15 protein-coding genes are annotated in these 12356 nt (G+C 28.7%); 4 read left to right on the top strand and 11 right to left on the bottom strand.

Features of this window, described 5'->3' with window-relative positions:
* Window positions 1-55 precede the first annotated feature (55 nt).
* A complete protein-coding gene (locus D2A34_RS06305; RefSeq protein ID WP_119366064.1) occupies window positions 56-802 on the bottom strand; it encodes an EFR1 family ferrodoxin in 747 nt (248 codons plus the stop codon).
* A gap of 119 nt (window positions 803-921) precedes the next feature.
* Between D2A34_RS06305 and D2A34_RS06300 the strand changes: the two genes are divergently transcribed.
* Both D2A34_RS06300 and D2A34_RS06295 read left to right on the top strand, forming a co-directional pair.
* Window positions 922-1461, top strand: a complete 540-nt coding sequence (locus tag D2A34_RS06300; RefSeq protein ID WP_119366063.1) for a TetR/AcrR family transcriptional regulator — start codon at window positions 922-924, stop codon at window positions 1459-1461.
* Between the two features lie 83 nt (window positions 1462-1544).
* Window positions 1545-2438, top strand: coding sequence for a DMT family transporter (locus tag D2A34_RS06295; protein WP_079438250.1), 894 nt, complete (start codon window positions 1545-1547; stop codon window positions 2436-2438).
* 192 nt (window positions 2439-2630) lie between these two features.
* Here D2A34_RS06295 and D2A34_RS06290 read toward each other — a convergent pair whose 3' ends face one another.
* The 4 genes from D2A34_RS06290 to D2A34_RS06275 form a co-directional block, all read right to left on the bottom strand.
* Complete coding sequence (locus D2A34_RS06290; RefSeq protein WP_079438251.1) at window positions 2631-3425, bottom strand: EFR1 family ferrodoxin; 795 nt, start codon at window positions 3423-3425, stop codon at window positions 2631-2633.
* A gap of 125 nt (window positions 3426-3550) precedes the next feature.
* A complete protein-coding gene (locus tag D2A34_RS06285; protein WP_169896753.1) occupies window positions 3551-3967 on the bottom strand; it encodes an RrF2 family transcriptional regulator in 417 nt (138 codons plus the stop codon).
* A gap of 124 nt (window positions 3968-4091) precedes the next feature.
* Entirely contained in the window at window positions 4092-4706 is a 615-nt protein-coding gene (locus tag D2A34_RS06280; RefSeq protein ID WP_243128257.1) for an MBL fold metallo-hydrolase, read from the bottom strand.
* A 418-nt stretch (window positions 4707-5124) separates the two neighbouring features.
* A complete protein-coding gene (locus tag D2A34_RS06275) occupies window positions 5125-5526 on the bottom strand; it encodes a pyridoxamine 5'-phosphate oxidase family protein (protein WP_079439024.1) in 402 nt (133 codons plus the stop codon).
* A 124-nt stretch (window positions 5527-5650) separates the two neighbouring features.
* Here D2A34_RS06275 and D2A34_RS06270 point away from each other — a divergent pair, with 124 nt between their 5' ends.
* Window positions 5651-6043, top strand: a complete 393-nt coding sequence (locus D2A34_RS06270; protein WP_119366062.1) for a winged helix-turn-helix transcriptional regulator — start codon at window positions 5651-5653, stop codon at window positions 6041-6043.
* A 419-nt stretch (window positions 6044-6462) separates the two neighbouring features.
* Here the strand turns inward: D2A34_RS06270 and D2A34_RS06265 are convergent, their stop codons facing one another.
* Window positions 6463-6966 (bottom strand): HXXEE domain-containing protein, encoded by a 504-nt coding sequence (locus tag D2A34_RS06265; RefSeq protein ID WP_079439026.1) that lies wholly within the window; start codon window positions 6964-6966, stop codon window positions 6463-6465.
* A 226-nt stretch (window positions 6967-7192) separates the two neighbouring features.
* Window positions 7193-7996 (bottom strand): Cof-type HAD-IIB family hydrolase, encoded by an 804-nt coding sequence (locus tag D2A34_RS06260; RefSeq protein WP_119366061.1) that lies wholly within the window; start codon window positions 7994-7996, stop codon window positions 7193-7195.
* A gap of 320 nt (window positions 7997-8316) precedes the next feature.
* Between D2A34_RS06260 and D2A34_RS06255 the strand changes: the two genes are divergently transcribed.
* Window positions 8317-9078: a DeoR/GlpR family DNA-binding transcription regulator gene (locus D2A34_RS06255; protein WP_079439028.1), complete on the top strand. Its 762-nt coding sequence runs from the start codon at window positions 8317-8319 to the stop codon at window positions 9076-9078.
* Window positions 9079-9218: 140 nt separating this feature from the next.
* Here D2A34_RS06255 and D2A34_RS27145 read toward each other — a convergent pair whose 3' ends face one another.
* From D2A34_RS27145 to D2A34_RS06230, 4 genes are all read right to left on the bottom strand, one after another.
* Window positions 9219-9647, bottom strand: coding sequence for a helix-turn-helix domain-containing protein (locus tag D2A34_RS27145; protein ID WP_242966001.1), 429 nt, complete (start codon window positions 9645-9647; stop codon window positions 9219-9221).
* A gap of 264 nt (window positions 9648-9911) precedes the next feature.
* On the bottom strand, window positions 9912-10667 hold the full coding sequence (locus D2A34_RS06240; RefSeq protein ID WP_079439029.1) for a hypothetical protein: 756 nt from the start codon (window positions 10665-10667) through the stop codon (window positions 9912-9914).
* A 226-nt stretch (window positions 10668-10893) separates the two neighbouring features.
* Entirely contained in the window at window positions 10894-11157 is a 264-nt protein-coding gene (locus tag D2A34_RS06235; protein WP_079439030.1) for a hypothetical protein, read from the bottom strand.
* 419 nt (window positions 11158-11576) lie between these two features.
* Window positions 11577-12299 carry a 2-thiouracil desulfurase family protein gene (locus D2A34_RS06230; protein ID WP_119366060.1) on the bottom strand — a complete coding sequence of 241 codons (723 nt, stop codon included), beginning with the start codon at window positions 12297-12299 and terminating at the stop codon, window positions 11577-11579.
* Window positions 12300-12356: the final 57 nt, after the last annotated feature.

Raw genomic sequence — 12356 nt, 5'->3', positions numbered from 1 at the left:
ACACTCTTCTAGATGTAGCTTTATTGTCGGATTATTTTCTAAAGCAAATACATAGTTAATTATTTGCATTTATTATTTCCTTCAATGTAACATTTTGATTAATAAACCTAGCCTTACTCTTTTCCTTTTTAACTCTTATTGAATTATGTGGACAATTATTCGTACATGCCAAACATCGCTGACAATTACTCATAAATAAAGGCTTCTTATCTACTTTTATATTATTTACAGGGCACACTTTTTCACAAGTTTTGCAGCCAGTGCAAGTATTTTCTACAGTAAAATTCTTCTCAAATTGATCATCATAAAATAATTTTTCACTTAACATTCTAAGACCACTTGCAATAAAAGAATGTTTTTTAATATATTTCTTTTCTTCATTAATATCTTTAATTATTTTTTCTAAGTTCTCTTCTATCTTTTTCTTAGGCTCTTTTTCTAGCTCCTTATTTATATCAAACCCAGGAAGGTAATTATCAATCATAACTATTTCATTAATATAAGAAAATTCAATTCCATTTCTATTCCCGATTTCTAAAAGATGTCTTGATGCTGCCCCTGCATACATCCCATAAGTTGCTATTCCAAAAATATATTTACTTTTAAATTTTGCTTTATTCAAAAATTCTTCAACGATTTTAGGAACTCCACCATTATAAATTGGAAATACAACCCCAATTTTTTCATCTTCAAAATCATATTTACCTTCTTTTATTAATTTAGGAATTGAATAATAATCACTTCCAAGGCTTTTTGTTATATATAGACTATTTCCTGTTGCTGTGAAATATAAAATTTTCATAATATCCTCCTTAAATTTTAATGTTACAATTGTAACACTTATTTGAGTATAGTATAATGTGAGCAAAAGAATATTTCAATAGAAGTTGGAGCAAACGTTACAAAAGAAAGGATATTGTTATGGTAAATAAAGCTACTAATATGCAAAATATGATAACAAAAGAAAGTATTTTCACTGCACTTATGATTTTAATGGAAAAAAAGAATTTCAAAGAAATTTCCATTACAGAAATAACAAAAAAAGCTGGAGTATCTCGAATGGCTTTTTATAGAAATTATAATATAAAGGAAGATATTATTACCACATACATTGATGAACTCTTTAAAGAATATTCTAAAGAAGTGATTCAAAAAGAAAACCTAGACAATTATGAAAATCTACGTTTATATTTCTCTTATTTTAGAGAACATGAAAAATTAATTTCTAATTTAATTAATTCCAATTTAATTAACATACTTCTTGAAAAATGTATTGAATCTTTTTATGAACTATCTCAAAGGATTCTCTGCAAAAATTCACTTCTTCCAGAACAGCATAAATTTTGGATTGAGTATATGGCAGGTGGATTATATAATGTATTAATCGAATGGGCTAAAAATGGGATGAAACAAAGTGATGACTATATGGCAAAGACAATCTCTGAATTTATAAATAAGTAATATAGATGCAACATTCAAAATCACTTTTAGAAGCACATGAGAATGATTAGAAGTGCTATTTTTATTAGAAAGGACGTGATTTTTTGAGGAATTCACATAGAATCATAAATTATATATTTTTATTTTTAGGAGTTTTAGCCATTTCCACATCTGCTATATTTGTAAAACTATCAACAGCACCTGCTCCAATTATAGCTACATATAGGTTAGTTTTTTCGACCTTAATGATATTGCCTGTAATGATTCTTAATAAAAAATATATTCTCGAAATAAAAAAATTAAGACTTAAGCAATTGGCAGCAGTTTTTTCATCAGGAATTTTTCTAGCAATACATTACATACTCTGGTTCGAATCTTTACGTTTTACTTCAGTTGCAAGTTCAACAGTTCTTGTGACCATGCAGCCACTATTTGCTTTTATTGGAAGCTATTTTTTCTTTGGTGAGAGATTAAAAAAGCTATCTATATTCGGTGGTTTTTTATCCATATCAGGAAGCTGTATAATAGGATTTGGTGATTTCAATATTGGCGGTATAGCATTAATAGGAGATCTGCTTGCTTTATTAGCCGCTGGAGTTATTACAGCGTATTTCCTTATTGGACAAAACATAAGAAAAAATTTATCTTTAGTTTCTTATGTTTTTATTTGTTATTTAAGCAGTAGTATATTTTTATTAGGATATTCAGTCATATTAAAATATCCACTAATAGGTTATCAAAATTCTGATTGGCTATGGTTTTTCTGCCTGGCATTAATTCCAACAATACTTGGACAAACAGTTTTAAACTGGTTAATTAAGTGGTTAAGTACTTCAACTATTTCCATGAGTATATTAGGTGAGCCAGTTGGAACATGTATATTAGCATATTTAATCCTTAATGAATCCATAACTTATAATCAAATTCTTGGATCAACAATTATTTTAATAGGAATAGGTATATTCTTAATTGGTAAAATGACAAAAGTAGAAAAGTAAAAATAATATAAGATAAATAGTGGAGATATCACAAAAAGTCAGGTTTATTCTAAATTATAGCCTGACTTTTTGTGATTTAGAAATATTCAGAGGTACACCATAACGCTCTGCTCCTGCTTCCTTAGTTTGTGGCTTCCCTGAATGAATCTTTGCTTTTCTTTTAATAGTTTTTTACTAATGTAAAAAAACTCTTTAATGCTTAAGCTTTTTAATTACTTTATCATTTGGTTTTCTATAACGCACTGACTTGTGCTTATTTGAATAAATGGCTTTAGTCGGACAATTATTATAACAAATAAAACAGGATTCGCACTTTTTTTCATCAAATTCAGGATATTCATGCTTAAAATATATTGCCTCATATGGACATTTTTCTTGGCACATTTTACATTTTATACATTTATCTTTGTTCACATGTTTTTCACCAATTGAAACTAAAGAATTTCCACTTAAGAGTTTCTTTACTACTGTAAAAACTCTTTTTTTCTTAATTGATATTTCTTTGATTTCTATACCTCTATTTATTTCATTGACTTTCTTATCAAGATTTCTTATAAATTCATTAAATTTAATAAGTTCTTTTTCATTTGGAGCATTCTCACTTGTAATTTTATATTTGATCATAATTGGAGAACTCTCTGGAGTATTAAGTGCAAACCCTGCTATTAATTTATATCCTCTTTCTTTTACTGATTCACCTAAAATACTTAGTGTATTACCGTTTATAAGACCATATGTATTAAATACAAATACATATTTCTTTTCCTCTTTATTTATACTTTCAATAAAATTTTCAACATATTTTGGAGGGCTAAAGAATTGTGCATAAGTAGCAAATCCTAATATAGTATATTGATTAATATCTGGTATGTTTTTGTTATTCATATCATGAAAATCAAAATCTATATTGTTAATTTTTGAAACGATGTACTCAGCAGCTAATTTTGTAGTACCAGTACCAGAAAAATAAAATATTAATCCTTTCATAATTTACACTCCTCAGTCTTTAATATCAACTACATAATCTTTATATATTTTATATATAGTTATCTATATATAAATAAACTGAATTGAAAGTAGTTTATTGACAATTTTCAATTCAGTATTTATAACTATTTTAATAAATCCGAAACTTTAGTTTTTTTCAAAGAATTCTTCATTTCATCCTCTGCTTCCTCTAAGCAAGTCGATATTTTATTTTTTAATAAAATCACAGTATCTCCATCAATATTAAAATCAAACTTTGTTTTAAACAAAGCTCTCTCATGCTCTATTGCAAGAAAAATATCTAAAAGAGTAATATCATCTGGGGATTTTGCAAGAAGAACTCCACCTTTTGCTCCTTCTCTTGTCATTGTCAATCCAGCTATGGTCAAACTATTTAAAATTTTCACCGCTGTAGGAAGTGCAATATTTAATTTTTCACTTATAGCTTTTGTTGTAAGAAATTCATATTTACATTCCTTCATTTTTACAGCTATGTACAAAATTATAGAAATTGCCTGAGAAATTGATACCGAATAAGCCATATTTATCACCTTAATTATAAATTTTAATAACTATATATATAGTATATATAGTTTATATAATTGTCAACATAAATCATTTCCTATTATTAGTGTTCAAATTTTATGTATTACTAAAAGGTTACTCTTAATCATATTTAAGTACAGCAACTCCTGAATAATTTTTAATATTTCCACTGTTTAATTCAAGTTCTTTATACTCCTTTGATGATAACCCTGACGCCGATATGAATTTATCAATCTTGGCAAATGCGAGACCGATTATCCCTAATGCTTTTATTCTGTAGTGCATAGGTATAATTACTATTGGATTTAACTGCTTAACTACATCAACTGCATCGAAGGCATCTATTGTAAATTCCCCACCTACAGGAATAAGCAGTATGTCTACATAACCTATTTCCTCCACAAGATTGAAATCCAAAATATGTCCTAAATCACCGCAGTGACAAACATTTATTCCATCAATTATGAAGTTATATATAATATTTTTCCCCTTCTTGGCTCCTGAGACTTTATCATGAAATGTTCTCACACCTTTTATCTCTATGCCATGTTCTGAAAAACTACCAGTTTCGTTTAAGTGTACAAAATTGCACTTTACCGCATTTATATAATTATGATCAATATGATCATGACTTGTTGCTACTATGTCTGCAGTTATATCTTTCGGTAATTTATACCCCAAAGCGTTTTTATACGGATCCATCAGTATTTTAGTCCCATTTTCAGATGTTATCATAAATCATGACTGCCCAAACTATTTAATTTTCATTTAAATCACTCCTTGTATTTATTTTAACCATATAAAGTCTAATGTTAGCCCTAATAAACGAAGTTCTACCCATAATACATTCTTCACCTTATTTGACTTCATAATAAATATTAATAAAAAACATTTCATACTTTTTAAAATAATATTAAACTATATTTTATAGTTTACAAGGTATAAATATGGTTAATAATTATATTTTATAATGTTAAATTATTCTTAAGAAATGGAATTACAATGAGTTATATACTTATGCAAAAGCAGAATTTACCAATAAAAAAATCATTCAAGCTGCTTTTTCATCGGTTGACTTTAAGAAGCCTTTTACATGGCTTCGTTTCCTTATATTTCTTTGGATATTTTCACGGTGAAAAAATTATTATATAAACTAAAATTCTATCTTTTTAGGTGGCATTCCTGAAAAATCTGAAATTGTTGCGATACCATGTTCAATATAGAATACCTTAAAAATAGGATTATCTGGCGATTTATATCCTATTCTTACGGGTTCATAGACATTAAGCACTTTTGATTTAATACCTATATCCTCACAAAATTTTATTTCCCCTCGTACCCTTACTGTTACCATATCTTTTGTAGTAACTGAATACTCTACATATGGAGTAACTATCATTTGTCTGTATACTTCTTTCATACTATTTGTACAAAAATATAGTTTACCTTCGTCCTCTAACATAAAACCAAAGGGTCTTACTCTTGGCTTTCCCTCATCTACTGTCGCAAGATATCCATTTACATTTTCTTTTAAAAGTTTAATTACTTCCTTCATTCTTATATACCTCTTTTAATTTATTATAGGTATAATAATAGTATCATCGATTATTTATTACAAGTACGCATATTTATATTACATAGTCATGTAAAACAGACTATTATGAAAAGAGGCGATTTATATGGACAATAATTCTCATATATGTCCTGTTACAATTACACAAAATGTACTTATGGGGAAATGGAAACTTACAATTCTATGGATTCTTCATAATAAGATAAGGCGTTTCAATGAACTTGAAAAACTTATACCATCAATTTCACATGGTGTTCTTGCACAACAACTAAAGGAACTTGAACGTGATGGACTCATACACAGAAAGGTGTATGGAGAAGTGCCACCAAAAGTTGAATACTCATTAACAGAAATTGGAGTAAGTTTCATTCCTGTGATGTCTCAAATTATGGAGTGGGGTGTTGGATATATCAAAAAAACATCTACCTGTAATGTTGATATTTGTATGAAGAATGATTTTCCTTGCAATAAGTGCCACGGAATGCTAAATGTAGATTAATTTATAGATGTTTTAATAATATATGAGAGATATTTTGGGAATACATACGTTAATATAGATGAAAGCGATAGAAAGCTTTGCATTTATATTAATGGGTGCTGATATTTAACGCTTAGTGTCCAAAGTACTAAGCATTTCTTATTATTAATAACAGAAAGCCAGTGATATCAACGGATTAAGTAAAAGTCACGTCATTTATGGTACGGTTCACCCTTAATTATCCTAAACTGCATTTACAATTCAAGCACTATATCTACTGACGTCTACTTTCCAACATATATATAATAAAAAATGAGGTCATCAAGTCATAATCCGTGAATTTTTTTAATTTTATTGATTCCTTATTTAAGAGAAATGTGAAATACAATTATTGATTTCTTATATTTAGATAAACAGATTCTGCTACTTACACATTATAATTACACAAAAATTTTATTGAATACTTTATGAAATATAACACTAAATACACTCGGTAAAAATGAGTATATTAATCCTGTTATAATCGATAATGCTAATATATCCATTGTCATCATATTTCTGATATATATTTTAAAGAATGCTAATACTGATATTACACCAAATATTAATCCTGTAAATAATCCAGGTGATATTCTTCGATCTCTAATTGTATATATTACATGATCAAAACAATTTATAAGCCCCCAAACTATTATTCCTACACCCAGAAATAATAACTTATTTCCTGCAAAATGAAAACTAAAAAATCCTATTAATAGAAATGGCAAATAGAAAAATAAGTTGTTTGCCATCCAATGTCCATAAGTCATTTTTTCTGGAATCCACTCATGTTCCTTCATCCAGGTAGGAAAATCACCCAATGCTTCCTCCAACAAGTGAAAAGGAATATAAGTAATTATTATACTTGCCATGAAATACTGAATATTATAATTTAATAAATTCATAGAATCACCCCATTGATATAATATTTACATTTATAAATTGAACATGATCTAAATCAACAGAATTATTAGAATCTGCATGATTCCTCTTTACTTCAAATTCTCTCCAATTTCTAAGAAAATCATTTTAAAGTCAAATGTTACGCCTTAACTTCATATTGTATTAAACTAATGTACTTGTCATTTTGACTTTTTTATTTCAAGGTTAGAGCCTAACATATATTCTTAACTACAATATAAACTTTTCAATAGCTCTTGCCACTCCATCATTATCATTATCTGATGTTACATACTTAGCTATATCTTTAAGTTCATCAATAGCATTTCCCATTGCAATTCCAAGACCGGCATAAGTTATCATTTCAATATCATTTGCTTGGTCCCCAATGCATATTATTTCTTCTTTTTTAATCCCTAATTTTTCTGCTAAAACATTCACGCCATAGCCTTTATTACATTCTTTATTCATAACTTCTAGGACTATTGGCATGGTTTGTACCACATTATATTCACTATAAAATTCTTCAGGTATTTCAAGGATTTTTTTTGAAAGTACTTCCTCAGTCTGAGAAAATAGTATCTTTGTAATCTCATCTTCTTCTTCAATATCTGAGTTAAAATCAAGAATTTTTACAGTGTTTCCAACATATTCTTTTTCAAACTTCGTGAATTCATTTTCCTCTGCTGAAATAGCACCATTATGAGTATATGCAATCATATTAAGTCCAATCTTTTTACTTAAGGCATGTGCTTTTACTAAGTCTCTACCGTTTAATCCTTTATACGCTATACATTCAAAATCATTAGTTCTATATATGGTGCCCCCATTATTTGCAATTAGGTACTGATTTTCTCCTCGTAGCTTAACTTCATCTAAAAAATTGTCCAAACCTTTTAGGCCTCTTCCAGAGGTTATAACAACCCTAACACCTTTTTCCATAGCTTTTTTAATTGCTTCTTTATTTCCTTTTGAAATAGTTCTATTACTATTCAGTAAAGTTCCATCCATATCAACCGCTAATAGCTTGTACATATTTTCCCTCCTACAATTCTCTCTTTAGATTATTTATTAATTAGGCATCTTAAAAAACGGCTTATTACAACTATTTTTTAAAGATGCCTAAACATATAAAATATTACGCTAGGCATTACCCTATAACGCTAAATTATAACTTATTTAAAAATACTTCATCGGCTAAGTTTATTTATTATCACTTTTTATCATTTGATAACTTTCATTATCATTATATAACGTTTTTAACCTCGATTCAAGATATTTTATAAAATTAAAGAATAATGTTATAATATTAATCAATAACAATACTAAACGATAATGATTGGTGAGGTGCCTAAATGTTTACTGAAGAAAGACTAGAACATATTTTAAATATACTTAATAAAAATGGTAGAGTAAAAGTAAAAGAACTAAGTGAACAATTTAATGTTTCAGAAGGCATGATAAGAAAGGATTTACAAAGGTTAGAGAAAGAAGGGGTTCTTCAAAGGACCTATGGCGGAGCTATGCTAAATAGAAAGATTTCTAAGTCCAGCTCTATAAATACTAGAATGACAGTTAACTTAAGTAGCAAGGAGTTAATCTCCAAGAAAGCTTTTGACCTTATAGATGATGGAGATGTGATTTTTTTAGAGTCCTCAAGTATAAATTTTTTTCTAGCTAAACTAATAGCTAATAGTACAAAGAAGATAACTCTGGTAACTAATATGTCCATAATTCCACCACTTTTCAATGACAATGAAACTGTTATATTAATATGTATAGGCGGTGTATATGATAAAAGAGACGGAGGCGTTCTAGGATCGGAAGCAATCAAGAGTATATCCAAATATACTTTTAACAAAGGTTTTTTAGGAAGTTCAGGCGTGAATTTAATCACTAATAGCGTAGGTACTGTTATGTTAGAAGATGGTAACATAAAAGAACTTATAGTTTCTAATAGTAAAGAAGTCTTTTTGCTTGTTGAAACAGAAAAGTTTAATTTAGATAGCCCCTATCGATTTGCTAATATAGATGAATTCGATGCTATAATTACCGATTCAAACATTACCGATGATATTAAAGAAAAATTGAATAATTTAACTGTTAAGTTAATATAAAGTTAAAAATATAGCTTAATGTATGCTTTCTTTGAGATCCAAAAGAAAGCATACATATATTTGTGCAAATCAATTCTATATATGATCTTATCTGAGTTTTATAGCCAAAATATGAATTGTTACCGCGATTATCTGAAAAATTATTCCAACACCACATGCTCCAATCCATCCAAATATTCCTCAGAAAATGTTCCTAACCATGAACCTAATGCACCACCACAAAAGCAAAACATCATATATACAGCATTGTTGCGACTACGGGTGTAGCATCTAATGTAATATCTTCCAATGGAATTAGAAAATTTAATTATTGCTTCTATCCTACAAATATTTTTCTGACATTCCATTTTAAACGTATTTATCTCATTTATTTTCTCTTCAGCTCTTGCAATATGACTCTTTAGAAATTGTATCACCTGACGTTTTCCATCTAAAAGCCGTCTGTCTATAAAATAAAAATCTGTAACTTGACCAATCTCATCTAAAGTAAGTCCTAAGTCTTTAAGTAGCTGAATCTTTTTTAAACGCGTAATATCTTCGTTTTCAAACACTCGAAGTTGTCCTAACACTCTATTATCTTTATTTCCTAATAATCCAAGTTCTTCATAGTATCTGATTGTTCTAGGTTATGCCTTGAAGAACATATCCGAAATGACAACTTGGAAGGCTGTGGAAATGAATATTCTTTAAACTTATTAGAGCCAATCAAGCAAAAGTAATTTCTAATGATTAGGGATATGATACGGCTTAGAATACTATTAATTCTCTTAAACCCATTCATATCCATGACTTTAGAGAAAACCTACGTCATTTATGGTACGGTTTACCATTAATTATCCTAAATTTTCTTTAATATTATCAGCTACAATTTGAGTCATATTTTTTCTATTCTCTTCTAGCTGAACAACCCTATTTACATTAGCTCCAGATGGATGCGGAAATCCCTTTAAAATCTGATTTTCTCTTACAATATCACTTTCACATAACATAAATAAAACTTCCTCTACCGATTTTCCAAGGGGTACTATTAATATATTACTAGCATTATCTAATTCTTTCAGTTCATCAACAAAATTTTCATAAATATACTTCATTAAAAACTCACTTCTTATGAGCTTTGGAGTGTGTCCTGAATAATTTTGTCCTTTTACAAATACAGAATAAGGTATTAAAGAAACAGTATGTAACAAATAATCCTTGTCTTCAAATAACTCACTGCAACTATCTATCCTTAAATGCTTATTAAGTTCCACATCATCAAGCATACTAATTAAATTATTTCTAAGACTTCCACTAAAGCGTGCTGCCTGCTTACACTTATATTGAATTTTTTCAATATCATCAGAACTTTCCAATTCACACCTAGCAACAGAAATAGCTGTACTCATCTGCTGAAACCCAGGAGTAATGCCGACTATAAACACCCTTGCCGTAGAATTAATATACTCATTGTGAGGTGAGTAATATATTTCAATATCACCATCTTTTTCAATCAATAAATCACTAATCAAAATTTCCTCTTTACTATATTTATCTTTGAAAGGCAGCTTCATAATTTTATCTTTATAATCATATAACGTTCTCTTCATCTCAATCACCTAAATACCACATTTATTTTAGTATATTTATTATCTTCATAACTTGACGTTATTATTATGATTATGTTAGTTTATCTCCTAAAAAAATAAAGCCTTGCAAGAGGCTTTAAATTATTTATTAATAGATTATATAAACTTCATCATATATTTACATTTCAAATTTATAAATTGCTTATCATCAACCATTTGTGGGTAGCTTGTAATCTTAAGGTATCAATTATTCTTCTTTCAAGTTATGTTCAATTACCTCATCAATATTTTCAAAAGCCAGTCCACCAGCTTCATAGCAATCAAGAATTGCAGTTTCCATTTCCTTAATCGGTATATCATCAAAGGTTTTACACTCAAATCCTTCATCAATATAAGATTGGCATATAGCTTCTTTTAGTTCTTCTATTGATACTCCCTTTTCTTGAAATATCTTTAAGAATAGTTCTTTTATTATAATTTCTCTCTCTTGTATACCTAGTTCTTTACTCAATTTAAATACTCCCTTTATATAAAATTTAAGCACATCAAAGATAAAATTCAAAGATGTACTATTATTTAATGAAAAGTTACAAGTTGTAAGTGAAAAGCTAAGAATAAAATCTCTAAGTATTTTTTATATATATATTTCTTTAAACCCTTTAGGCTTTTTTCTTAACTTTTCACTAATAATTTTTTATTACCGATAATGATTAAGTGCATACATATACCAGAAATCAGATACATTTTTGTGCAGCAATCATTTGAAAATAAGCTGTTGAAAGTTATTAACGGCAGGTTGTTCCGCTTAAGCCTGTCACAATGAATATTGGGAACATGCTTAAGTGGATGCAACCTGACATTTAGAACTTTCCAGCGACATTTTCATAGACTTGCGAAACAAACATGTATCTGATTTCGGTTTGCATACACTTATTCCTCATCTAATATTTCTTCTACTTCTTCGATGCTTAGTCCTGTTGCTTCTGCAATTTCATCCGTTTCTTCAAATCCCATTAGATCTCGAGCTAGAGAAATCATAAGTTTTTTAACATTCTCTTCAACAGTTGGAGGAAGATCCGACATATCAGTTAGATTCTCAGTTAAATCGTAATACTCTTCTTCGTATTCCTCTTCCCCTTGTTCAAATAACTTTCTCTTTTTAGCCTTTTCTCTATCGAACTCACTAAGATATACTAGCTTATCATTACTTACCTCTAAATCTTCATCTGAGAATACAAGCATTCCTTCATCTTCTAACAATTGTGCTGTTATCCCTTTACCTTTAATTTTATTTCCTGTAAAAGTACCATCATACACAAAATTAGATCCACACGAAGGGCTTCCTTCTTTTAATATTGCTCTGGTTGCACCAAGCTCTCTAGCAATTTTTAACGTTTCATAAGCTCCATCTAAGAATTGTTTAGTTACATCTTCTCCTTGATTGCTTATGGCCTTACCATTTCCATTAATAACTTCACTTGCTGTATTATTTAGTTCAACTGGATTTCTTGGTGTTGGTAATCCCCCTAACTGCTCTGGACATACTAAAACAGCTTTTCCTTCTCTAAATAATTTCAAGCATCTATCATTCAGATTATTTTTCCCGCTATATTTACAATTAACTCCACACAAGCATGCACTTATTATGTACATATGATCACCTCTATTCTACACACAATTAACAACGCAAATCTATTTTAAATGAATTTA

This window comes from Clostridium chromiireducens (assembly GCF_003575225.1).
In the GTDB taxonomy this organism is placed as follows: Bacteria; Bacillota; Clostridia; order Clostridiales; family Clostridiaceae; genus Clostridium; species Clostridium chromiireducens.
This window is presented reverse-complemented; position numbering and strand designations above follow the sequence as displayed.

Bases quoted from the DNA above. Each gene is read 5' to 3' on its own strand.
- D2A34_RS06305 (WP_119366064.1), bottom strand. From the start codon at position 802: ATGAAAATTTTATATTTCACAGCAACAGGAAATAGTCTATATATAACA.
- D2A34_RS06300 (WP_119366063.1), top strand. From the start codon at position 922: ATGGTAAATAAAGCTACTAATATGCAAAATATGATAACAAAAGAAAGT.
- D2A34_RS06290 (WP_079438251.1), bottom strand. From the start codon at position 3,425: ATGAAAGGATTAATATTTTATTTTTCTGGTACTGGTACTACAAAATTA.
- D2A34_RS06285 (WP_169896753.1), bottom strand. From the start codon at position 3,967: ATGGCTTATTCGGTATCAATTTCTCAGGCAATTTCTATAATTTTGTAC.
- D2A34_RS06280 (WP_243128257.1), bottom strand. From the start codon at position 4,706: ATGATAACATCTGAAAATGGGACTAAAATACTGATGGATCCGTATAAA.
- D2A34_RS06275 (WP_079439024.1), bottom strand. From the start codon at position 5,526: ATGAAGGAAGTAATTAAACTTTTAAAAGAAAATGTAAATGGATATCTT.
- D2A34_RS06270 (WP_119366062.1), top strand. From the start codon at position 5,651: ATGGACAATAATTCTCATATATGTCCTGTTACAATTACACAAAATGTA.
- D2A34_RS06265 (WP_079439026.1), bottom strand. From the start codon at position 6,966: ATGAATTTATTAAATTATAATATTCAGTATTTCATGGCAAGTATAATA.
- D2A34_RS06260 (WP_119366061.1), bottom strand. From the start codon at position 7,996: ATGTACAAGCTATTAGCGGTTGATATGGATGGAACTTTACTGAATAGT.
- D2A34_RS06255 (WP_079439028.1), top strand. From the start codon at position 8,317: ATGTTTACTGAAGAAAGACTAGAACATATTTTAAATATACTTAATAAA.
- D2A34_RS06240 (WP_079439029.1), bottom strand. From the start codon at position 10,667: ATGAAGAGAACGTTATATGATTATAAAGATAAAATTATGAAGCTGCCT.
- D2A34_RS06230 (WP_119366060.1), bottom strand. From the start codon at position 12,299: ATGTACATAATAAGTGCATGCTTGTGTGGAGTTAATTGTAAATATAGC.